Annotated in this window: 17 protein-coding genes; 6 read left to right on the forward strand and 11 right to left on the reverse strand. The window is 73.9% G+C overall.

Going from position 1 to position 22,927, the window contains the following annotated elements:
• Window positions 1-42: 42 nt before the first annotated feature.
• Window positions 43-945, reverse strand: coding sequence for an acyl-CoA thioesterase (locus ACZ51S_RS01485; protein WP_468476110.1), 903 nt, complete (start codon window positions 943-945; stop codon window positions 43-45).
• Window positions 946-1,012: 67 nt separating this feature from the next.
• On the reverse strand, window positions 1,013-3,535 hold the full coding sequence (locus tag ACZ51S_RS01490) for a DEAD/DEAH box helicase (RefSeq protein WP_468476111.1): 2,523 nt from the start codon (window positions 3,533-3,535) through the stop codon (window positions 1,013-1,015).
• Between the two features lie 145 nt (window positions 3,536-3,680).
• Here ACZ51S_RS01490 and ACZ51S_RS01495 point away from each other — a divergent pair, with 145 nt between their 5' ends.
• Window positions 3,681-4,472 (forward strand): metal-dependent hydrolase, encoded by a 792-nt coding sequence (locus tag ACZ51S_RS01495; RefSeq protein WP_468476112.1) that lies wholly within the window; start codon window positions 3,681-3,683, stop codon window positions 4,470-4,472.
• 100 nt (window positions 4,473-4,572) lie between these two features.
• Here ACZ51S_RS01495 and ACZ51S_RS01500 read toward each other — a convergent pair whose 3' ends face one another.
• The 4 genes from ACZ51S_RS01500 to ACZ51S_RS01515 form a co-directional block, all read right to left on the reverse strand.
• Complete coding sequence (locus ACZ51S_RS01500; RefSeq protein WP_468959241.1) at window positions 4,573-6,354, reverse strand: ABC transporter ATP-binding protein; 1,782 nt, start codon at window positions 6,352-6,354, stop codon at window positions 4,573-4,575.
• The gene (locus ACZ51S_RS01505) at window positions 6,351-8,186 is read right to left on the reverse strand and encodes an ABC transporter transmembrane domain-containing protein (protein ID WP_468476204.1); all 1,836 of its coding nucleotides are present in this window, start codon (window positions 8,184-8,186) and stop codon (window positions 6,351-6,353) included. Before ACZ51S_RS01505 ends, ACZ51S_RS01500 begins: the two co-directional genes overlap by 4 nt.
• Window positions 8,187-8,336: 150 nt before the next feature.
• Complete coding sequence (locus tag ACZ51S_RS01510) at window positions 8,337-11,273, reverse strand: FAD-binding and (Fe-S)-binding domain-containing protein (protein ID WP_468959243.1); 2,937 nt, start codon at window positions 11,271-11,273, stop codon at window positions 8,337-8,339.
• Between the two features lie 52 nt (window positions 11,274-11,325).
• Window positions 11,326-11,796, reverse strand: a complete 471-nt coding sequence (locus ACZ51S_RS01515) for a MarR family winged helix-turn-helix transcriptional regulator (RefSeq protein WP_388936908.1) — start codon at window positions 11,794-11,796, stop codon at window positions 11,326-11,328.
• Window positions 11,797-11,881: 85 nt separating this feature from the next.
• On the opposite strand from ACZ51S_RS01515, the gene ACZ51S_RS01520 reads away from it, so the two are divergent.
• The gene (locus ACZ51S_RS01520) at window positions 11,882-13,789 is read left to right on the forward strand and encodes an ABC transporter ATP-binding protein (RefSeq protein WP_468476116.1); all 1,908 of its coding nucleotides are present in this window, start codon (window positions 11,882-11,884) and stop codon (window positions 13,787-13,789) included.
• Window positions 13,790-13,851: 62 nt separating this feature from the next.
• Window positions 13,852-14,775 carry an endolytic transglycosylase MltG gene (gene mltG, locus ACZ51S_RS01525; RefSeq protein WP_468476117.1) on the forward strand — a complete coding sequence of 308 codons (924 nt, stop codon included), beginning with the start codon at window positions 13,852-13,854 and terminating at the stop codon, window positions 14,773-14,775.
• Between the two features lie 107 nt (window positions 14,776-14,882).
• Here mltG and ACZ51S_RS01530 read toward each other — a convergent pair whose 3' ends face one another.
• Window positions 14,883-15,977 (reverse strand): FAD-dependent oxidoreductase, encoded by a 1,095-nt coding sequence (locus tag ACZ51S_RS01530; RefSeq protein ID WP_468476118.1) that lies wholly within the window; start codon window positions 15,975-15,977, stop codon window positions 14,883-14,885.
• 46 nt (window positions 15,978-16,023) lie between these two features.
• Window positions 16,024-16,899: a helix-turn-helix transcriptional regulator gene (locus ACZ51S_RS01535; RefSeq protein ID WP_468885320.1), complete on the reverse strand. Its 876-nt coding sequence runs from the start codon at window positions 16,897-16,899 to the stop codon at window positions 16,024-16,026.
• 101 nt (window positions 16,900-17,000) lie between these two features.
• Here ACZ51S_RS01535 and ACZ51S_RS01540 point away from each other — a divergent pair, with 101 nt between their 5' ends.
• A complete protein-coding gene (locus tag ACZ51S_RS01540) occupies window positions 17,001-18,476 on the forward strand; it encodes an MFS transporter (RefSeq protein WP_468959244.1) in 1,476 nt (491 codons plus the stop codon).
• 46 nt (window positions 18,477-18,522) lie between these two features.
• On the opposite strand, the gene ACZ51S_RS01545 is transcribed toward ACZ51S_RS01540, so the two are convergent.
• Together ACZ51S_RS01545 and ACZ51S_RS01550 are read right to left on the reverse strand one after the other, a co-directional pair.
• Window positions 18,523-19,251, reverse strand: a complete 729-nt coding sequence (locus ACZ51S_RS01545) for an HAD family hydrolase (RefSeq protein ID WP_468476121.1) — start codon at window positions 19,249-19,251, stop codon at window positions 18,523-18,525.
• A 4-nt stretch (window positions 19,252-19,255) separates the two neighbouring features.
• On the reverse strand, window positions 19,256-19,735 hold the full coding sequence (locus ACZ51S_RS01550; RefSeq protein ID WP_468959246.1) for an Lrp/AsnC family transcriptional regulator: 480 nt from the start codon (window positions 19,733-19,735) through the stop codon (window positions 19,256-19,258).
• Window positions 19,736-19,979: 244 nt separating this feature from the next.
• Between ACZ51S_RS01550 and ACZ51S_RS01555 the strand changes: the two genes are divergently transcribed.
• On the forward strand, window positions 19,980-21,377 hold the full coding sequence (locus tag ACZ51S_RS01555) for a cryptochrome/photolyase family protein (RefSeq protein WP_468476123.1): 1,398 nt from the start codon (window positions 19,980-19,982) through the stop codon (window positions 21,375-21,377).
• A 4-nt stretch (window positions 21,378-21,381) separates the two neighbouring features.
• Window positions 21,382-22,368 (forward strand): MerR family transcriptional regulator, encoded by a 987-nt coding sequence (locus ACZ51S_RS01560; RefSeq protein WP_468801739.1) that lies wholly within the window; start codon window positions 21,382-21,384, stop codon window positions 22,366-22,368.
• Here the strand turns inward: ACZ51S_RS01560 and ACZ51S_RS01565 are convergent.
• Complete coding sequence (locus ACZ51S_RS01565; RefSeq protein WP_468476125.1) at window positions 22,292-22,876, reverse strand: RNA polymerase sigma factor; 585 nt, start codon at window positions 22,874-22,876, stop codon at window positions 22,292-22,294. The genes ACZ51S_RS01560 and ACZ51S_RS01565 overlap by 77 nt on opposite strands.
• Between the last annotated feature and the right edge of the window lie 51 nt (window positions 22,877-22,927).

Consider the following 22,927-nt stretch of genomic DNA (forward strand, 5'->3'; position numbering starts at 1 on the left):
CGAGGACCGACGCCGCTCCGGGCGTCGCCGGGACCGCGGTCGCTACTGGGGCGAGACGGCCGGCCTGGACTTCTCGGCCGGGTACGGGCGGAAGAGGCCCTCCTGGACCACGGAGACCAGCAGCCTGCCCCGCACGTCGTAGATGCGGCCGCGGGCCAGGCCACGACCGCCGTGCGCGATGGGCGACTCCTGGTCGTACAGGAACCACTCGTCCGCACGGAACGGCCGGTGGAACCACATGGCGTGGTCCAGCGAGGCCATGTCGAAACCGCGCATGCCCCACAGCGGCTCGACGGGGATGCGCACGGCGTCGAGGAGGGTCATGTCACTGGCGTAGGTGAGGGCGCAGGTGTGCACGAGCGGGTCGTCGCCCAGCGGGCCGACCGCCCGCATCCACACCGCGCTGCGCGGGTCGGCGTCCTTGAGGTCCTCGGGGGTCCAGCGGAGCCGGTCCACGTACCGGATGTCGAAGGGCTGGCGGCGGGCCATCCGCTCCAGCGCCTCGGGCAGCGCGCCCAGGTGCTCGCGGATCTCGTCCACGACCTTCGGGAGCGTGTCCGGGTGGGGGAAGTCGAGGCGGGGAGGCAGCTGGTGCTCGATGCTGCCCTCCTCCGGGTGATGGAAGGAGGCGGTCAGGTTGAAGATGGTCTTGCCCTGCTGGACGGCGGTGACCCGGCGCGTGGTGAAGGAGCGCCCGTCACGGACCCGCTCCACCTGGTACACGATCGGAACCCCGGGGATGCCCGGGCGCAGGAAGTACGCGTGCAGAGAGTGGACCGGCCGGTCGCTCTCGGTGGTCCGGCCGGCGGCCACCAGCGCCTGGCCGGCGACCTGCCCGCCGAACACGCGCTGGAGGGACTCCTGGGGGCTGACCCCCCGGAAGATGTTGACCTCGATCTGCTCCAGGTCGAGCAGATCGACCAGTCTCTCGGCGGGGTTCGTCATCAGAGGTTCTCCACTGTCGGTTCCGGCGGGCCGGGCGGGGCCGCCCGCGGGGGCTTGCGGATTCCGGTCAGAGCGCGCCGAGCTCGCCGACCGAGGTGACCCGGATGACGGCCCGGCCCTCCTCGTCGGAAGCGGCGAGGTCGACCTCGGCGCTGATGCCCCAGCCATGGTCGCCGTTGGGGTCGGCGAAGGTCTGGCGGACGCGCCACAGGCCGTGCGCCGCGTCCTCCTCGATCTGGAGCAGCTTCGGGCCGCGCGCGTCGGGACCGGTGCCCAGGTCGTCGTACTCGTCCCAGTACGCGTCCATGGCCTCGCCCCAGGCGTCGGCGTCCCAGCCGGACTCGGCGTCCAGCTCGCCCAGCTGACCGACGTGGTCCAGGGCCGCCAGCTCGACCCGGCGGAACATCGCGTTGCGTACCAGCACGCGGAAGGCACGCGAGTTGGCCGTGACCGGCTTGACCTGGTCGGCCTTCTCCTGGGCCTGTTCGGCCGTCTCCACCTCCGGGTTCGCCAGCTGCTCCCACTCGTCGAGGAGGCTGGAGTCGACCTGGCGGACCAGCTCGCCCAGCCAGGCGATGAGGTCCTCGAGGTCCTCGGACTTCAGGTCGTCGGGGATGGTGTGGTCCAGCGCCTTGTACGCGCTCGCCAGGTAGCGCAGCACGATGCCCTCGGTACGGGCCAGCTCGTAGAAGGAGGTGAACTCGGTGAAGGTCATCGCCCGCTCGTACATGTCGCGGATGATCGACTTCGGCGAGACCGGGTGGTCCCGGACCCAGGGGTGGCTCTTGCTGTAGACGTCGTAGGCGTGGACCAGGAGCTCCTCGAGGGGCTTGGGGTAGGTCACCTCCTGGAGGCGCTCCATCCGCTCCTCGTACTCGATCCCGTCGGCCTTCATGGCGCCGACCGCGATGCCCCGCTCCTTGTTCTGCTGGGCCGCCAGGATCTGGCGCGGGTCGTCCAGCGTGGACTCGACGACGGAGACCATGTCCAGCGCGTAGGAGGGGGATTCCGGGTCGAGCAGCTCGAAGGCGGCCAGCGCGAAGGTGGACAGCGGCTGGTTCAGCGCGAAGTCCTGCTGGAGGTCGACGGTGAGCCGGATGGTGCGGCCCTCGGCGTCCGGGGTGTCGAGCTTCTCGACGACGCCGCCGTCCAGCAGCGAGCGGTAGATGGCGATGGCCCGGCGGATGTGGCGCAGCTGGGCCTTGCGCGGCTCGTGGTTGTCCTCCAGGAGGTGGCGCATCGCCTTGAAGGCGTCGCCCGGCCGGGCGATCACCGAGAGCAGCATGATGTTGGTGACCTTGAAGCGCGAGGTCAGCGGCTCCGGGTCGGCGGCGATCAGCTTCTCGAAGGTGGTGTCCGACCAGGCGACGAAGCCTTCGGGGGCCTTCTTGCGGACCACCTTGCGGCGCTTCTTCGGGTCGTCGCCGGCCTTCGCGAGGGCCTTCTCGTTCTCGATGACGTGCTCGGGTGCCTGTGCGACCACGAACCCGGCCGTGTCGAACCCGGCCCGTCCGGCCCGTCCGGCGATCTGGTGGAACTCCCGCGCGCGCAGCGTGCGGACCCGGTTGCCGTCGTACTTGGTGAGCGCGGTGAACAGCACGGTGCGGATCGGGACGTTGACGCCGACGCCCAGGGTGTCGGTACCGCAGATGACCTTCAGCAGGCCGGCCTGGGCCAGCTTCTCGACGAGGCGCCGGTACTTGGGCAGCATGCCCGCGTGGTGGACGCCAATGCCGTGGCGGACGTAGCGGGAGAGGTTCTGGCCGAACTTCGTGGTGAAGCGGAAGTTGCCGATCAGCTCCGCGATCTTGTCCTTCTCCTCGCGGGTGCACATGTTGATGCTCATCAGCGACTGTGCCCGCTCGACCGCCTGGGCCTGCGTGAAGTGCACGATGTAGACGGGCGCCTGCCGGGTCTCCAGCAGCTCGGTGATGGTGTCGGTGATCGGCGTGGTCACGTACTCGTAGGAGAGCGGTACGGGCCGGGACGCGGAGCGGACCACCGAGGTCGGGCGGCCGGTCCGGCGGGTCAGGTCGTCCTCGAACCGCTTCACGTCGCCGAGGGTCGCCGACATCAGGACGAACTGCGCCTGCGGCAGTTCCAGCAGCGGGATCTGCCAGGCCCAGCCGCGGTCCGGCTCCGCATAGAAGTGGAACTCGTCCATCACGACCTGGCCGATGTCGGCGTACTTGCCGTCGCGCAGCGCGATGGAGGCCAGCACCTCGGCGGTGCAGCAGATCACCGGGGCGTCGGCGTTCACGGACGCGTCACCGGTCAGCATGCCGACGTTCTCGGTGCCGAAGAGCTTGCACAGGTCGAAGAACTTCTCCGACACCAGTGCCTTGATGGGCGCGGTGTAGAAGGTGACCTTGTCCTGGGCCAGCGCGGTGAAGTGCGCTCCGGCCGCGACGAGGCTCTTGCCGGAGCCGGTCGGGGTCGACAGGATCACGTTCGCGCCGGAGACGACCTCGATCAGCGCCTCCTCCTGTGCCGGGTACAGGGTGATGCCCTGGTCCTCCGCCCACGAGGAGAAGGCCTCGAAGAGGGCGTCGGGGTCGGCGGTCGGCGGGAGCTGATCAATGAGGGTCACGCCCCCCATCTTGCCTGGCTTCCCCCCGGAAGAGGGAACCGGCGGACGGAACGAAGATCATCACGGGTACGCTGTGCCGTCGAGGCGGCCCGACCGAATCCCTCCACAGGGCCCCACCACGACAGGACCGGGGCGGGAAACGAGCATGATGGGTCCGGCGCACTCACTGTCCGGAGCTGCGGCCTGGCTGGGGGTGGGCGCGGCGGTGGCCGCCGCCGGACACCCGATGCCCTGGCCGGTACTGGTCGTGGGTGCCCTCATCTGCGCCGGCGCGGCCCTCGCCCCCGACCTCGACCACAAGTCGGCGACGATCTCACGTGCCTTCGGACCGCTGTCCCGGGGCCTGTGCGAGGTGGTCGACAAGATGTCGTACGCCGTCTACAAGGCGACCCGGACCCCGCGCGACGCCCGCCGCAGCGGGGGCCACCGCACCCTGACCCACACCTGGCTCTGGGCCGTCCTCATAGGCGCCGGATCCTCGGCGGTCGCGGTCGGCTTCGACCGCTGGGGCGTGCTGGGGCTGCTCTTCGTACACCTGGTGCTGGCCGTCGAAGGGCTGCTGTGGCGGGCGGCCCGGATGTCCAGCGACGTCCTCGTCTGGCTGCTCGGCGGGACCAGCGCCTGGATCCTGGCCGGGGTGCTCGACCAACCGGGCAACGGCGCGGGCTGGCTGTTCAGCGGCCCCGGCCAGGAGTACCTCTGGCTCGGCCTGCCGATCATGCTCGGCGCGCTGGTCCACGACATCGGCGACGCGCTGACCGTCTCCGGCTGCCCGATCCTGTGGCCCCTGCCCATCGCCGGGAAGCGCTGGTACGCGCTGGGCCCGCCGAAGATGATGCGCTTCCGCGCGGGCAGCTGGATCGAGCTCAAGGTGCTCATGCCGGTCTTCATGCTGCTCGGCGGCATGGGCGGCGCCACTGCCCTCGGCTTCATCTGAGACCACCGGCCGGCCCCGTCACCGGCCTGCCCGCGCCCGCCCGTCACCGGCCCCTCGCGGCGGCCCGCGCGGGGCGGGGGCTCCCGCCCGGCGCGGACTCTCAGCCGTGCCAGGACCGCCACAGGGCCGCGTACGCCCCGTCGGCGGCCACGAGCTCGTCGTGCGAACCGAGCTCACTGATCCGCCCGCCCTCGACCACCGCGATCACGTCCGCGTCGTGCGCGGTGTGCAGGCGGTGCGCGATCGCGATCACCGTACGGCCGTCCAGCACCCGCGCCAGCGAGCGCTCCAGATGGCGGGCCGCACGCGGATCCAGCAGCGAGGTCGCCTCGTCCAGCACCAGCGTGTGCGGATCCGCCAGCACCAGCCGGGCCAGCGCGACCTGCTGGGCCTGCGCCGGCGTCAGCGCGCTCCCGCCGGATCCGACCTCGGTGTCCAGCCCCGATTCCAGGTCCCGCGCCCAGCCGGCCGCGTCCACCGCGCCCAGCGCCGCCCACAGCTCGGCGTCCACGGCACCCGCCCGGGCCAGGCGCAGGTTGTCCCGCAGGGTGCCGACGAACACGTGGTGTTCCTGGTTGACCAGCGCCACGTGCTCGCGGACCCGTTCCGCCGGCATCCGCGACAGCCGGGCCCCGCCGAGCGTGACCTCACCCGCCCGGGGCGCGTAGATGCCCGCCAGCAGCCGGCCCAGCGTGGACTTGCCCGCCCCCGACGGCCCCACCAGCGCCATCCGGGTGCCCGGCGGCACGGACATCGACACCCGGTGCAGGACGTCCACGCCCTCCCGGTAGCCGAAGCGGACCTCGTCGGCCCGCACGTCCCGGCCCTCGGGGGCGACCGACCGGTCACCCGCGTCCGGCTCGATCTCCCGCACGCCCACCAGCCGCGCCAGCGACACCTGGGCGATCTGCAGCTCGTCGTACCAGCGCAGGATCAGCCCGATCGGGTCGACCATCATCTGTGCCAGCAGCGCCCCGGTGGTCAGCTGGCCCACCGACATCCAGCCCCGCATCACGCAGTAGCCGCCGATCACCAGCACCGAGCCGAGGATCGTCACATAGGTGACGTTCACGACGGGGAACAGGACCGTCCGCAGGAAGAGGGTGTACCGCTCCCAGGCCGTCCACTCCTTGATCCGCCGCTCCGACAGCTCGATCCGGCGCCCGCCCAGACGGTGCGCCTCGACGGTGCGCCCCGCGTCCACCGTCTCCGTCAGCGCCGCCGCGACCGCCGCGTACCCGGCCGCCTCCGACCGGTACGCCGAGGGAGCCCGCCGGAAGTACCAGCGGCACCCGATGACCAGCACCGGGAGCGCCACCAGCGCGGCCAGCGCCAGCGGCGCCGCCGTGACCGCGAGCGCGCCGTAGAGCAGCCCGGCCCACACCACGCCGATCGCCAGCTGCGGCACGGCCTCCCGCATCGCGTTGGCCAGGCGGTCGATGTCGGTGGTGATCCGCGACAGCAGGTCGCCGGTGCCGGCCCGCTCCAAGACGCCCGGCGGCAGACCGACCGAACGCACCAGGAAGTCCTCGCGCAGATCGGCCAGCATCTCCTCGCCGAGCATCGCCCCGCGCAGCCGCACCAGCCGCACGAAGCACGTCTGCGCGGCCAGCGCCAGCGCGAACAGCAGCGCCACACGCCCCAGATGGAGATCCCGCGTCCCCGCGGAGAGCCCGTCGACGACCCTGCCCAGCAGGTAGGGGCCGGCCATCGAGGCGGTCACCGCGGCCGCGTTGACCGCGACCAGCACCGTGAAGGCCCGCCGGTGCCGCCGCAGCAGCCCGCGCACGTAGTCCCGCACGGTCGCCGACGTGCCCACGGGCAGGGTGGCGGCCGTCTCGGGAGCCGCCGGATCGTAGTGCGGCGGAGCCACGCCGATCATGCCGATTCCTCGATCCCTGTGAGTTCCTGCTCTTCGGCCGGCCGGGCCGCGCCGGGCCCCGCCGGCCGCTGTTCCTCTTCCGTCTCCCGGGTGACGACCGCCCGGTAGCGCGGTTCGTCCCTCAGCAGCTCCCGGTGGCTGCCCGCCGCCACCGCCCGGCCCTCGTGGACCAGGACGACCCGGTCCGCCCGGTCCAGCAGCAGCGGTGACGAGGCCAGCACCACCGTCGTGCGCCCGGCGCGCAGTTCCGCGATCCCGTCCGCGATCCGCGCCTCGGTGTGCGAGTCCACCGCCGAGGTCGGCTCGTCCAGTACCAGCACCTCCGGGTCGGTCACCAGGGACCTGGCCAGCGCCAGCCGCTGGCGCTGCCCGCCCGACAGGGACCGGCCGCGCTCGGTGATCCGCGCGTCCATGGGGTCCTCCACGCCGTCGGGCGCCGACTGGAGCAGGGCGTCCAGGACGTCACCGCACTGCGCGGCGGCCAGCGCGGCCCCCGCCGTGACCGACCCGGAGGCCGGTACGTCGAACAGCTCGCGCAGCGTCCCGGACAGCAGCACCGGGTCCTTGTCCTGTACGAGGACCAGCTCGCGCGCCGTGTCCAGCGCGAGTTCGTCCAGCGCGACCCCGCCCAGCAGCACGGGGGGAGTCCCGCCGTCGCCGTCCACGGGGTGCCCGCCGAGGCGCTCCGCGAGCCGCCCTGCCAGGTCCGGGTCCCCGCACACGACCGCCGTGCACAGCCCGGCCGGGGCCAGCAGCCCGGTCCCCGGGTCGTACAGGTCCCCGCCCGGCGCCGGAGCGGCCGCCCGGCCGGTGACCGGGCCGTCCGCCCCGTCCTGCGAGCGCGTCAGCGACAGCACCCGGGCCGCCCGCTCGGCGGAGGGCCGCGAGAAGGAGTACGCCATCGCGATCTCCTGGAAGTGCTGGAGGGGGTAGAGCATCGTGGCCACCGCGCTGAAGGCCGCCACGAGTTCACCGACCGCCAGCCGGCCGTCCAGTACGAGCAGCGCGCCGTACCAGACCACGGTGATCAGCAGGGCCCCCGGCAGCAGCACCTGGATCGCGGAGATCAGGGCCCACATCCGGGCGCTGCGCACGGCGGCCTCGCGGACCTCCTGCGAGGCCTCGCGGTAGCGGCCCAGGAACAGCTCCTCACCGCCGATCCCGCGCAGCACCCGCAGGCCCGCCACCGTGTCGGAGGCCAGCTCGGTGGCCTTGCCGGCCTTCTCCCGCTGGAGGTCCGCCCGCCGGGTGGCACGCGGCAGCAGCGGCAGTACCGACAGGGCCAGCACCGGCATGCCCGCGGCGACGACCACCCCGATCGCGGGTGCGTAGAGGACCAGGCCCACGCAGAGGGCGACGACCGCGAAGGCGGCGGCGAGGAACCGGGAGACGGCCTCGACGAACCATCCGATTTTCTCCACGTCACCCGTGGACACCGCCGTGATTTCTCCGGCCGCGACCCGGCGGGTCAGCGCGGAGCCCAGTTCGGCGGTCTTGCGGGCGAGGAGCTGCTGCACCCGCGCGGCCGCGGTGATCCAGTTGGTGACGGCGGTGCGGTGGAGCATGGCGTCGCCGACGGAGACGGCCGCGCCGAGGATCAGGAGCAGCCCGCCCGCCAGCAGCAGCCCCCCGCCGTCGCGGTCCACGACGGCCTCGACGCCGAGGCCGACCGTGTACGGGAGCCCGGCGATCCCGCAGAAGTGCACGAGGCCCCAGGCCAGGCTGCGGGCCTGGCCGCCGAGTTGGCCCCTCCCCAGCCACCAGAGGAAACGGGGGCCGGAACGGGCGTCGGGTACCCCGGGATCCGGATAGGGAAGATCGCTGATCTGCATGACGCCCCACGAACTGGTCGATGACTGCAACCCGCGCAAGGTTCGTCCTCCCGACCGGGCCCGGGCAATCGATTTTCCGACCCGGGGGCGCGCATACGGCGCCCGCTCCGGCGCGCGCGACGGCTGTCACCTCCGCGTGCGCCGGTGCGTTCAAGGGCGCGTGGCGCGCTCCAGCTCGATCAGTGCCGAGTGGTAGGGGCGGCCGGTGGCCTGGTCCATGCCCACTTCGCACATCCGGTTCGCCGACAGGTGTGCGTCGAACTGCCGTGCCGTCACCTCCGCGGCCTCCCGCGCCGTCGCCGAGGCCGGCAGTTCCGGGTGCAGCATCCCCCGGTCGCCGGCGAAGGCGCAGCAGCCCGCGTCGTCCGGGACCACCACCTCCCGGGCGCAGGCCCCGGCCACCGCGCGCAGCTGCGCCTCGTCGCCCAGGTGCCGCATCGAGCAGGTCGGGTGCAGGACCGCCGAGCCGACGGTGCGCCGGATCTCCAGGTGCGGCAGCAGTTCCTCCGCCGCCCACACGACGGAGTCGACGATCCGCAGTTCCGCGTGCAGGGCGAGGTTGTCCGCGGTCAGGAAGGGAACCACCTCCTGCGCGAGGCCCAGGGTGCAGGAGGAGGCGTCCACCACCAGGGGGAGCCGGCCCCCGGCCGTCCAGCCCCAGGCGGCCTCGACGACGCGGTTGGCCATCAGCCGGTTGCCGGCCTCGTACCCCTTGGAGTGCCAGATCGTGGCGCAGCAGGTCCCGGCCACGTCGCCGGGGATCCACACCGGCTTCCCCGCCCGCTCCGACACGGCCACGACCGCCTCCGGCAGCGAGGGGCCGGGGTGGCCCTCGGGACCGCCGAAGATCCGGTTGACGCAGGCCGGGTAGTACACGGCCGCCGCCCCCACCCGCCGGGTCGCGGGCAGGCGCCGGGCAGCGGCCCCGGGGATCCGCGGCAGCCACTCCGGTACCAGGTCGGGGCGTACGGCCTTGCGCGCGGCGGCCGTGACGGCGACGAGTACCCGGTCCCCGAGCACGCGCGTGATCCGGTCGGAGGCGGCCACGGCCAGCCGGGCACCGGCTTCGACGGCACGGAAGCGCCGGGCGGCCAGTTCGGCGGCCCGCTCCTCGCGCGGGCCGTGCCTGCGGTGGCGGAAGTCCCTCATCAGCGCACCGGTGTCGATTCCGACCGGGCAGGCGAGCTTGCAGGTGGAGTCGCCCGCGCAGGTGTCGACGGCGTCGTAGCCGTAGGCGTCGAGCAGCCCCGCCAGCACGGGGGAGCCCGGCTGCTGGCGCATCATCTCCCGCCGCAGCACGATCCGCTGGCGCGGAGTGGTCGTCAGGTCCCCGCTGGGGCAGGTCGGTTCGCAGAAACCGCACTCGATGCACGGGTCGGCCACCTCCTCCACCCTCGGGATCGTCTTCAGGCCCCGCAGGTGGGCCAGCGGATCACGGTCCAGGACGATGCCCGGGGCGAGGACCGAGTCCGGGTCGATGAGCCGTTTGGTGCGCCACATCAGGTCGGCGGCCCGGGGCCCCCACTCCAGTTCCAGGAAGGGGGCCATGTTGCGGCCGGTGGAGTGCTCGGCCTTCAGGGAGCCGTCGAACCGCTCCACCGTGAGGTGGCAGAAGGCGTCCATGAAGGCCGCGTACCGCTCGACGTCGGCGGGCTCGGCGGCGTCGAAGGCGAGCAGGAAGTGCAGGTTCCCGTGGGCCGCGTGACCGGCGACGGCCGCGTCGAAGCCGTGCTCGGCCTGGAGCGCGAGGAGGGCCTCGCAGGCCTCCGCCAGGCGGGACGGCGGAACGGCGAAGTCCTCGGTGATCAGGGTGGTGCCGGGCGGCCGGGCCCCGCCGACGGCGGTGACGAAGGCCTTGCGGGCCTTCCAGTAGCCGGCGATGGCGGCCGGGTCGCCGGTGAAGGCGTTGGTGACGGAGGCGACCGGCGCGACCAGCTCCAGCGCGGGCAGGATCGCGGCCGCGCGGCGTTCGTACACGGCGCGGCCCGCCGCGTCCGGGGCCCGGAACTCCACCAGCAGCGCGGCGGTGTCCCTGGGCAGCTCCGCCCAGTCGGCGGGCACGCCCGCGACGCTGACCGAGGCTCGCAGGGTGTTCCCGTCCATCAGCTCGACGGCGAGGGCGCCCGCGTCGTTGAAGAGCGGTACGGCGGCGGCCGCGGCCGGCAGGGAGGGGAAGAAGAGCAGGGCGGTGGTGAGCTCGCGGTCCAGGGGGAGGGTGTCGAAGACGACCTCCGCGATGAAGCCGAGGGTGCCCTCCGAGCCGACCATCAGACCGCGCAGGATCTCGACGGGCGTGGTGCCGTCCAGGTAGGCGTCGAGGCGGTAGCCGGTGGTGTTCTTGATCTCGTACTTGGCGCGGATCCGGGCGACCAGGGCCGGATCGGCCTCGATCTCCCCCTTGAGCTCCATCAGCCCGTGGCACAGGGCCGGTTCCGCCCGGGCCAGCTCCTCGTCGGCGAGCGGGTCGGCGGTGTCCACGACGGTGCCGGTCGGCAGGACCAGGGTGAGGGAGGACAGGGTGCGGTACGCGTTCCTCGTGGTCCCGGCCGTCATGCCGGAGGAGTTGTTGGCGACGACCCCGCCCAGGGTGCAGGCCACGGCACTGGCCGGGTCGGGGCCCAGGATCCGGCCGTACCGGGCCAGGGCGGCATTGGCCCGGAACACGGTGGTGCCGGGCCGGATCCGGGCGCGCCGGCCCTCCTCCAGGACCTCGACGCCGGCCCAGTGGCGGCGTACGTCGACCAGGATGTCCTCGCCCTGCGCCTGGCCGTTCAGCGAGGTCCCGGCGGCGCGGAAGACCACCTCGCGCTGTCTGCCGTGGGCGTACGAGAGGACCGCGGAGATGTCGTCGATGTCCTCGGCGACCACCACGACCTGCGGCACGAACCGGTACGGGGAGGCGTCGGTGGCGTAGCGGACCAGGTCGGAGACCTTCCACAGCACCTTCTCGGCGCCGAGCAGCTCGCTGAGCTCCTCGCGCAGGGCGGGCGGAGTGCCGTCGGCCAGCCGGTCGGGGACCCGGTCGGGGGCGGGGGCGCGGGGTCCGCGCGGGCGCAGGGCTCCGGGCTTCGGTTCGAGCAGCGGCATGAGCAGGCCCCTCGTGTGTCGCGGTCCGCGCGCCGGCGCCGGGCCGCCCGTCTCAGCAGCGGCGCTCCGCGGGAGCGTCCGCCAGCGCGTTCAGCAGACCGCCGAGCACCTCGCGCTGTTCGGCGGTCAATGGGGACAGGATCTCCTCTGCCGCGTCGGTCCGCGCGTTGCGCAGACGGCGCAGCGTGGCGCGGCCGGTTTCGGTGAGCTCGATCCGGATGACGCGCCGGTTGGCGGGGTCGGGCACGCGGCGTACGCAGTCGGCGGCCTCCAGCCCGTCCACGAGCGTGGTCACGGCACGCGGCACCACTTCGAGGCGCGTCGCGAGATCGGCCATCCGGGGCGGCTGGTCCCCGCCGTAGTGCGAGACCAGGCGCAGCAGCCGGCCCTGGGCGGGGGTGATCCCGAGCGGCTCCATGTGGCGCTTCTGGATGCGGTGGAGTCGGCGCGTCAGGCGCAGCAGCTGCTCGGCGAGGACGCCGTCGGTGGAATCGCGGGTGTCGCTCTCGGAACCGGTGCTCATACTGGGAACAGTATCAGGACCGGATTCATTGTGAGCATAGGTAACAATGAGCTATGCTCATTCGAGTCCCGTCATAAGGAGGCCCATGCGCCACGACGAACCGAAGTGGACACCATCGAACGAAGCCCTCGACCCGAGCCGCCCGGGACCGGCGGACCGCCCCCGCGAGCTGCGCCGGATCCTCGGACTGTTCCGCCCCTATCGGGGCCGCCTCGCCGTGGTCGGAGTGCTGGTCGGTGCGTCCTCGCTGGTCGGCGTGGCCTCCCCGTTCCTGCTCAAGGAGATCCTCGACGTCGCGATCCCCCAGGGCCGGACCGGCCTGCTCAGCCTGCTCGCGCTCGGGATGATCCTCACGGCGGTCGTGACCAGCGTCTTCGGCGTGCTCCAGACCCTGATCTCCACCACGGTCGGCCAGCGCGTCATGCACGACCTGCGCACCGCCGTCTACGCCCAGCTCCAGCGGATGCCGCTGGCCTTCTTCACCCGCACCCGCACCGGTGAGGTGCAGTCCCGCATAGCCAATGACATCGGCGGCATGCAGGCCACCGTCACCTCGACGGCGACCTCGCTCGTGTCGAACCTGACCGCCGTGATCGCCTCCGTCGTCGCGATGCTCGCGCTCGACTGGCGGCTGACCGTGGTCTCCCTCCTGCTGCTGCCCGTCTTCGTGTGGATCAGCCGGCGGGTGGGCCGGGAGCGCAAGAGGATCACCACGCAGCGGCAGAAGCAGATGGCCGCCATGGCCGCGACCGTCACCGAGTCCCTGTCGGTCAGCGGCATCCTGCTCGGCCGCACCATGGGTCGCTCGCAGTCCCTCACCGCCGCCTTCGCCGAGGAGTCCGAGAAGCTGGTCGGCCTCGAGGTGCGCTCCAGCATGGCCGGGCGCTGGCGGATGTCCACCATCGGCATCGTCATGGCCGCCATGCCCGCGCTGATCTACTGGGCCGCGGGCATCGCCCTGCAGACCGGCGCTCCCTCGCTCTCCGTCGGCACCCTCGTCGCCTTCGTCACCCTCCAGCAGGGCCTGTTCCGGCCGGCCGTCAGCCTGCTGTCGACCGGGGTGCAGATCCAGACCTCGCTCGCCCTGTTCGCCCGGATCTTCGAGTACCTCGACCTGCCGGTCGACATCACCGAGCGGGCCCAGCCGGTGCGTCTGGAGCGCGCGAGGGGCGAGATCCGTCTGGAGGACGTGCACTTCGCCTACGAGCCCCAGGCCGGCCCCACCCTCACCGGCATCGACATCACCGTCCCGGCCGGCGGCTCCCTCGCCGTGGTCGGCCCCACCGGCTCCGGCAAGAGCACCCTCAGCTACCTGGTGCCCCGGCTCTACGACGTGACCGGCGGGCGGGTCGCCCTCGACGGGGTGGACGTACGCGACCTCGACTTCGACTCGCTGGCCCGGTCCATAGGCGTGGTCTCCCAGGAGACCTACCTGTTCCACGCCTCGGTGGCCGACAACCTCCGCTTCGCCAAGCCGGACGCCACCCGCGAGGAGATCGTCGAGGCGGCCCGCGCGGCTCAGATCCACGACCACATCGAGTCCCTGCCCGACGGCTACGACACCCTCGTCGGCGAGCGCGGCTACCGCTTCTCCGGAGGCGAGAAGCAGCGGCTGGCGATCGCGCGCACGATCCTGCGGGACCCGCCGGTGCTCATCCTCGACGAGGCCACCAGCGCCCTCGACACCCGTACCGAGCACGCCGTGCAGCGCGCCATCGACAACCTCTCCAAGGGCCGCACCACCATCACCATCGCCCACCGCCTCTCCACCGTCCGTGACGCCGACCAGATCGTGGTCCTGGACGCCGGCCGGATAGCCGAGCGCGGGACGCACGAGGAACTGCTGGGAGCCGGAGGCCGCTACGCAGCGCTGGTCCGCCGGGACCGGGATGCCGCGCGGGCGCCCGAGCGGGACGGCTCCGGCGCGGAGCCGGGCGGCTCCGGCGCGGGGCCGGCGGCGGGGGAACCCGTACCCACTCCGGTGAACGTGTGATCGTACGACTGGAGCGGGGTGTGATGCCCGGAAGGTCAGGTTTCAGGGGTTAGCGTGCCCGCATGCCTGATGAGTACCGGCCGTACCAGCCGCCACCGCGCCGCTCCCGGCTCACCCGGCGAGGCCGCATGGTGCTCCTCCTCGGCGCGCTCCTCCTGATCGGTCTCGCCACCGTGGTGATCGAACCCCTGCTGCCCAGGGAGCAGGCGCCCGAGACGCCACGCCAGTTGCTGATCCCCGAGGGCTGGCGGGCCGCACAGGTCTACGCCGCCGTCGACCGCGCGCTCGAACTCCCCGCGGGCACCACCAAGACGGCCGTCGCCACGGCGCCTCTCGACCTGCCCGCGGAGGCGAAGGGCAACCCGGAGGGCTACCTCTTCCCGGCGACGTACCCGGTGACCTCACGGTCCACCCCGGCCGCGCTGCTCGCCTTCATGGTGCGGACGGCCAACCAGAAGCTGGCCACCAAGGCCGTCGCGGACGGTGCCAAAGCGCACGGCATGACCCCCTACCAGACGGCGACCCTCGCCAGCGTCATCGAGGCGGAAGCCGACAACCCGGCCGACATGGGCAAGGTCTCACGGGTGGTCCACAACCGGCTGGCGAAGTCGATGCCGCTCCAGATGGACTCCACCATCAATTACGCCCTCAACCGCACCACCGTGGACACCACGCTCGCCGACACCCGCATCGACCACCCCTTCAACTCCTACGAACGCCAGGGCCTGCCCCCCACCCCCATCGACAGCCCGGGCCTGCGGGCCATGGCCGCCGCCGTCGCGCCGACGCCCGGAAACTGGCTGTTCTTCGTCACCGTCAAGCCCGGGGACACCCGCTTCTCGGCGACCTACGAGGAACACAAGGAGCACGTCGCCGAGTTCAACCGGCTTCGCGCCGCCGCCGGTCCGTCCGCCGGCGCACCCTCCGCCGGTGCGCCCGCCCGCGCCCAGGCCGGATCCCAGGCGAAGGGCACCGCCGCGAAATGAGCAGGGGCCGGCTCCCGTCGTCCCCGTCAGACGGGTGAGCACGGCCGGCCGGCGGCGGCCCCGGCCACGCACCGTCCGCACCGGCCGTGGGGCGGACGGCCGGATCCTCAGGCCGTCACCGCCGGGCCCCGGGCCAGCAGACGCCGGATCTCGCGGACGGCGGCGCCGCCCGCGCGGTTGGCCCCGACGGTCGAGGCCGACGGGCCGTAGCCCACCAGGTGGACCCGCTCGTCACGCACCGCCCTGGTCCCCTCGACCCGGATCCCGCCGCCCGGCTCCCGCAGCCGCAGCGGCGCCAGGTGGTCGACGGCGGCCCGGAAGCCGGTGGCCCACAGGATCACGTCGGCGTCCACGTTCCGCCCGTCCGCCCACGCGACCCCGGCCGGGGTGATCCGGTCGAAGACGGGCAGCCGCTCCAGCACCCCGGAGTCCAGTCCGGCCCGTACGCCTTCGGTCAGGGCCAGCCCGGTCACGCTGACCACGCTCCGCGGGGGCAGTCCCCGCCGGACCCGTTCCTCCACCAGGGCCACCGCCGCCCGGCCCTCCGCCTCGCCGAATCCCCCCGCGCGGAAGACGGGCGGCCGCCGGGTCACCCAGGTGGTCGCGGCCGCCACCTCGGAGATCTCCAGCAGATGCTGCACCGCTGAGGTGCCGCCGCCCACCACGACCACCCGGGCCCCGGCGAACTCCCCGGGCCCGGGGTAGTTGGCGGTGTGCAGCTGGCGGCCCCGGAACAGCTCCTGGCCCGGGTAGCGCGGCCAGAACGGCCGGTCCCAGGTCCCGGTGGCGTTGACCAGCGCCCGGGCCGACCAGCTGCCGGACGCCGACTCGACGAGGAGGCGGCCGTCGGCGCCCGGACCGCCGTCGCGTACGGCGGTGACGTCCACGGGGCGGCGTACGGGCAGGCCGAAGCGCTCCTCGTAGGCCGCGAAGTACTCCCCGATCACCTCGGACGAGGGCCGCAGCGGATCGGCGCCGGTCAGCTCCATGCCGGGCAGGGAGTGCATCCCGTGCACCTTGCCGTAGGTCAGCGAGGGCCAGCGGAACTGCCAGGCGCCGCCCGGGCGGGGCGAGTGGTCCAGCACCACGTGCCCGATTCCGGCCCGGGTCAGGTGGTAGGCGGTGGAGAGGCCCGCCTGGCCCGCCCCGACGACCACCACGTCCACGTCCACGGTGGCCGGGTCCCTCAGCGATTCGTTCACGGTTCTACCAACTGGCGGGGGGTGCGGGATCTTCCCCGACCGGGACTCACCCCCGCGCGGCCCGCGCCGGAGCCGCGGCGGGGGAGAGGCCGTGCAGGCGTTCCAGGCGCAGGCGGGTCTCCTCGTCCAGCGGGACGAAGGTCGTCAGCCGCGCGCCCGACGCGGGGCCCAGCCACAGGCTGGTGTGCTCCAGGCGCAGCAGCCCCACGTGGGCGTTGCGGATGTACTTGGTGTTGCCGCCCGCCCCCACCACCTCGTGCCGGGCCCAGATCTCCCGGAACTCCGGCGAGGCCGCCTCCAGCCGGGCCAGCAGCGTCTTCCAGGCGGGTTCCGCGAGGTGCCCGGCCATGGAGGCCCGGAACTTGGCCGCGAGCAGCCGGTTCACGTCCGGCATGTCCGCGAGGGAGGCGCGCCAGTCCGCGTTGGTGAACGCCAGCCACACGCAGTTGCGGTCCTCGGGCGGCAGCGCGTCCAGGTCGCACAGCAGCCGCCCGTACGTGCCGTTGTGGGCGAGGATGTCGTACCGGCTGTTCTGCACGCACGCGGGGATCGGATCGAGCTGGTCGAGCATGGCCCGCAGCGCCGGGGTGACGCTCGGGCAGCGCGTGTTCGGCGCCGGGTCGGTGCTGCCGGCCAGTGCGAACAGGTGGGCGCGCTCGCTGGAGTCCATCAGCAGGGCCCGCGCCAGCGCGTCCAGCACCTGGGGCGACACCTGGATCTCGCGGGCCTGCTCCAGCCAGGTGTACCAGGTGACGCCGACGGCGGAGAGCTGTGCGACCTCCTCGCGGCGCAGCCCCGGGGTGCGCCTGCGCGGGCCCCGGACCAGCCCGACCTGTTCGGGGGTGATCCGCTCGCGGCGGCTGCGCAGGAAGTCGGCGAGCTCGTGACGGCGCAGGTCGCTCTCGGGGGCAATGGTGGTCATGGCCCCAGCGTGCCGCACCGCCCATCCCGTTGCCAGGTACTCCTGGTACCAGGATGAGGAGACTCTGGTACCAGGCTGAGCGGCGGTGGATCGTCTCTCCCGTGAGCGAAACAACCGTACGCACGACCCACCCCTCCCCGTCCTTCCCCTCGGCCCCGACCGCCCCGGCCACCGCCGGGCCCGCGGCCGCCGAGCCTGCCGCCCTTACGCCGCTCGGGCTGTTCACCGTCCTGCTGGGCGCCGCCCTGCCCCTGATCGACTTCTTCATCGTCAACGTGGCGCTGCCGGCCATCGACACCGACCTGGCCGCCGGGCCGGCCATGCTGGAACTGGTCGTCGGCGGCTACGGGGTCGCCTACTCGGTGCTGCTGGTGCTGGGCGGCCGGATCGGTGACACGTTCGGCCGGCGCCGGCTCTTCGTCGTCGGGATGGCGGCCTTCGGGCTGACCTCCCTCGCCTGCGGACTGGCGCCCACCGCCTGGACCCTCGTCGGCGCCCGGGTCGCCCAGGGTGCCGCGGCGGCGCTGATGCTGCCGCAGGTGCTCGCCACCATCCAGGCCACCACCCAGGGCCCGCGCCGAGCCCGTGCGATGAGCCTGTACGGGGCCACCGCCGGCCTGTCCATGGTCGCCGGACAGATCCTCGGCGGGCTCCTGGTCGCCGCCGACGTGGCCGGGTCGGGCTGGCGCTCGGTGTTCCTCGTCAACGTGCCCGTGGCGGTGGCCGGGCTGGTGCTCGCCGTCCGGGCCGTACCGGAGACCCGCTCGGACCGTCCGGCTTCGGTGGACGTCCCCGGAACGCTGCTGTTCGGGTTCACCCTGGTCTCCCTGCTCCTGCCGCTGACGGAGGGCCGGGCGGCCGGCTGGCCGCTGTGGACGTGGGTGTCGCTGGCCGTGTCCCCCTTCGCGGCCCTGGCCTTCTACCTGACCGAGCGCCGTGCCGACCGGCTGGGGCGGACCCCGCTCGTGCCGCCGAGCCTGCTGCGGCTGGTGTCACTGCGCCGCGGACTGGTGATGCTGCTGCCGTTCTCGGTCGGCTTCAGCGGGTTCATGTTCGTGGTCGCCGTCGCACTCCAGCAGGGCCTGCGCATGGGCCCGGTGGCGGCGGGGCTCGCACTGGTGCCGATGGCCCTGGCTTTCTTCGGCGCCTCCCTCGCCGGACCCCGGCTGGTCGGCAGGTTCGGCAGCCGGGTCGTCACCGCCGGCGCCCTGATCCAGGCCCTCGGGATCGCCCTGGTGCTGGCCGCCGTCCGGTACGGCTGGCCGGACCTCGGTCTCGCCGGGCTGGCTCCGGGGGTCGCCGTCGCGGGCCTCGGGCAGGGCCTCCAGCTGCCGGTGCTGATGCGGCTGATGCTCTCGGACGTTCCGGCGGACCGGGCCGGAGTGGGCAGCGGGGTCATGATCACCACGCAGCAGTCCTCGTTGGTCCTGGGCGTGGCGACCATCGGCAGCCTCTTCCTCGCGCTGGCCGGATCGCTGGGGATGCGTGACGCCCTCGCCGTGACCCTGCTGGTCCAGCTGGGCCTGATCGCCGTGACGGCGCTGCTCAGCCTGCGCCTGCCGAGGGTGATGCGCTGAGGGAGGCCCGGTCCGCGAGCCCCCGCCCGCTGCTCACCGGCCGAGGTCAGGCGGGGCCTGCGGTCCCCCGGGAGAACAGCCACTCCTCGGCGGTGTCGGCGCTGAACTCCCGCTGACCGCCCGCGAAGAGCAGACCCGCCGCGGCGAAGGCCGGATCGCCGGCGGTGTCCGCCACGTACGGGACCGCCACGCAGCCCATCCCCGCGGCCCGCGCGGCCAGCGCGCCCGGTGCCGCGTCCTCGACGACCACGCAGTCCGCGGGCCGGGCGCCGAGCCGGCGGGCGGCCTCCAGGAACACGTCGGGGGCGGGCTTGCCGCGCTCGACCTCCTCGGCGGAGACGGCCGTGGTCAGCAGCGCGGCCAGGCCGGTGCCCTCCAGGACGGCGTCGATCGCCTCCCGCGAGGAGCCGGAGGCCACCGCCATCGGGACGCCCCGCGCGTGCAGCCGCTCCACGAAGGCCCGCATCCGGGGGAAGGCCTCCGTGCGGGTGCGGGCCAGCTCCAGGTAGGCGGCGTTCTGCTCCGCCAGCAGCTGCTCGACCGGGGCCCGCAGGCCGTAGCGGTCCTTGAGCAGCTCCAGCGTCTCCAGTGTGCCGATGCCGATGAAGCGGGAGTGCTCCTCCCAGGTGAAACCGGGTACGCCGTGGCGCTCCAGGACGCGGCGGCCCGACTCGTAGTAGTTCGGCTCGCTGTCCACGAGGGTGCCGTCGAGATCGAATATGACGGAGATCATCCGCTGTGCCCGTCCTGCCGGTCGCGTACCTGTCCGGGTCATCCTGTCAGGGTGTGCGAGCCGCCCTCTCCACGGACTCCACCAGCGGCAGCAGCCGGTGCGCGACCCGCTCGCGCAGGGCGACCTCCGTCCGGGTGCGCACCACGCCCGGCATCCGGATCAGCCGTTGGATCACGTCCTCCAGGTGGCCGGCGTCCCGGGCCACCACCCGCGTCAGCAGGTCCCCGCCGCCGGTGATCGAGAAGGCCTCGACGATCTCGGGCACGGCCGCGAGCGCGTCCCCGACCTCGTCCAGGTGCCCCTGGGTGACCTCGATGTGGACGAAGGCCAGGACCGGGTGCCCCAGCGCGGCGGGGGAGAGCACCGGACCCGTACCGGTGATCACCCCGGTGCGCTCAAGCCGGTCCAGCCGCGCCTGGAGGGTGCCGCGGGCCACGCCGAGGATCCGGGCGTACTCGCGGACGCTGGTGCGCGGCTGCTCGATCAGCAGGCGCAGGATCCGGGTGTCGAGCTCGTCCACCGCCATGTCAGGACTGTACCAATGGCCTGGAATGTCCGATGGTTCGAGCCGTCGGGCGGTCCGGGCGGACCGACGGTCCTGCCGTCCGGCGGTCTGCGCCGCCCGCACCCCCGGCCGCCGGACCACCGGCCCGCCCCCGGCCGTCCGGACCGGACGCGACCGCATCCGGTCGCGTCCCCCGCACCGAAGAACAGGGCGGAGGCCGCCGCCCCCGCCACCGCCGCACAGTCCCGACACGGAGTCGAGCGCCATGAACACCGCCGTGGTCCTGTACACCTCCGACCTGCGCCTGCACGACCATCCACCGCTGCGCGCCGCCCTCTCCTCCTGCGACCAGGTCGTCCCGCTCTTCGTCCGGGACCGGACCATCGAGGACTCCGGCTTCGCCGTGCCCAACCGGCTGGCGTTCCTCGCCGACTGCCTCGCCGACCTCGACGCGGGCCTGCGCGAGCGCGGCGGACGCCTCGTGGTGCGCTCCGGGGAACCCGTCGCCGAGGTCTGCGCCCTGGTGCGGGAGGCCGACGCCGACGAGGTCCACATGGCCGCCGGCGTCAGCGGCTACGCCCGGGCCCGCGAGGAACGGCTGCGCGAGGCCCTGGAGGCGCAGGGCCGCCGCCTGTACACCCACGACACGGTGGTCACGGCGGTGGCCCCGGGGGCGGTCCTCCCCACCGGCTCGGGCGCTGGCCACTTCGCCGTCTTCACCCCGTACCTGCGCCGCTGGACGGCACTGCCCCAGCGGGCCCTGGCCCCCGCCCCGCGCCGGGTACGGGTACCCGAGGACATCGGCTCCGAGCCGCTGCCCCGCCGCGACGCCGTCACCGGAACCTCCCCGGGCCTCGCGCGCGGCGGCGAACGCGAGGCCCGTCGGCTGCTGACCCACTGGCTCCGCTCCGGCGTCACCGACTACGAGGACACCCACGACGACCTCGCCGCCGACGCCACCTCCCGGCTCTCCCCGCACCTGCACTTCGGCACCCTTTCGCCCACCGAGGCCGTCCACCGCTCCCGCGCCGTCGGCGGCCCCGGAGCCGAGGCCTTCGTCCGGCAGCTGTGCTGGCGCGACTTCCACCACCAGGTCCTCGCCGCCCGCCCCGACGCCGCCGCCGCCGACTACCGCCCCCGCCACGACCACTGGCGCACCGGCCCCGCCGCCGAGGAGGAGCTCCGGGCCTGGAAGGACGGCCGCACCGGCTACCCGGTGGTCGACGCCGCCATGCGCCAGCTGCGCCACGAGGGCTGGATGCCGGGCCGCGCCCGGCTGCTCGCCGCGAGCTTCCTCACCAAGAGCCTCTACGTGGACTGGCGGACCGGAGCCGCGCACTTCCTCGCCCTCCTCGTGGACGGGGACCTCGCCAACAACCAGCTCAACTGGCAGTGGGTGGCCGGCACCGGCACCGACACCCGTCCCAACCGGGTCCTCAACCCCGTCCGCCAGGGCATGCGCTACGACCCCGAGGGCCGCTACGTCCACCGCTGGGTGCCGGAACTGGCCGACCTGGCCGCGCCCCGCGTCCACGAACCCTGGCGGCTGCCCGAGCCCGAGCGGGCCCGCTACGACTACCCGCCGCCGCTGGTGGACCTCGCCGACGCGCTCGGCCGCTTCCGCCAGGCGCGGCCCGGTGCCGCACCGGTCGGCGTACCGTAGGCCGGTGGACCCCGAACCCGCCCTCAGCACCGGCGCCGTCGCCCGCAGCCTCGGGGTGTCCCCGGCCACGCTGCGCTCCTGGGAGCGCCGCTACGCCATCGGACCGGCCCACCGCGAGGACGGCCGGCACCGCCGCTGGACGCCCGGGGACATCGCCCGCCTGGAGGAGATGTGCCGGCTCACCGCGAGGGGCGTTCCCCCGTCGGAGGCGGCCCGGGTCGCGCTCGGCGCAGCCCCCGGCGCCCGCGCGGCGGGGCGGGCGGGCGGCGCGACGCCGGGCGGGCCCGGTGCCCTCCCCCTCGGGGAGGTGCGGCCGGAGGGCCGGGGGCTCGCACGGGCCGCCGTACGACTGGACGCGCCGGCGGTGGCGGAACTGCTGGAGGCCGCCCTTGCGGAACACGGACCGGTCGCGGCCTGGGAGGAGGTGATCGCGCCGACCCTGCACGCCGTGGGCCGCAAGTGGGCCTCGGCGGGGGAGCGCTACATCGAGGTGGAGCACCTGCTGTCCTGGCAGATCTCCGCCGCCCTGCACCGGGTCCGCCCCGCGCCGGAACCGCTGCGCGTGCCCCCGGTCCTCCTCGCGTGCGCGCCGGGGGAGCTGCACAGCCTGCCCCTCGAGGCCCTGGCCGCCGCCCTGGGCGAACGGGGCGTGCCGGTCCGGATGTTCGGCGCCGCCCTGCCCGCCGGGGCGCTGTGCGACGCGGTACGGCGTACGGGTCCCCGTGCCGCCGTCCTCTGGGCGCAGTCCCGCACCACCGCGGACCGGGCCCTGGCCCGCTCGGTCGCCGACATCGAATGGGGGTTGCGCGGCGCGCGCGGCCGCCCGGCTCTCCTGCTGGCGGGACCCGGCTGGGGTCCGGAGGCCCAGGGGCCGCGCACCGGGCGGCTGTTCGGGCTGCGGTCCGGGCTCGCCGTCATCGCGGAACTGGTGGCGGGGCGGGCTCCAGCGACCGCCGCAGGGCACCCAGGCCCCGCCGCGTGTGACTCTTGACGGTGCCCAGCGGAAGCCCGGTGCGCTCCGCGATCTGGCTCTGGCTCAGATCCGCGTAGAACGCCAGCCACAGGACGCGCCGCTGGGCCACCGGCAGCCGGGCCAGCTCCCCGAGGACCAGCACCCGGTCCAGGGCCTGCTCCGGCGCCGGCCCCCGCGCCCCGGTGCCCCGCCGCTCCTCCGCGCCCCGCGCCTCGGCCCGCGCCACCCGGGCCCGCCGGCTCCGGGCCTCGAGCGCGTCGGCGACCTTGTGCCGGGTGATGCCGGTCAGCCACGCCCCGAGCCCGCCCGGCCCCGGACGGTATCCCGCCCGGCCGCGCCATGCGGCGAGGAACACCTGCTGGGTGACGTCCTCCGCCTCGCGGGGATCACCCAGGGCCCGCCGGGCCAGGGCGAGCACCAGGGGCCGCCAGCGCCGGAAGACGGCCTCCGCGCAGGCCTCGTCCCCGGCGGCGAACCCCGCCTCCAGGGCGGTACCGGTGGTGTCCTGCGGGAGAACGGTGTCCATGGGCCCAGCCTCCCGAGGCGGGGCGGGCGGAATCCACTTGCACCGTTTCCG

The organism is Streptomyces sp. NPDC034043, assembly GCF_055575675.1.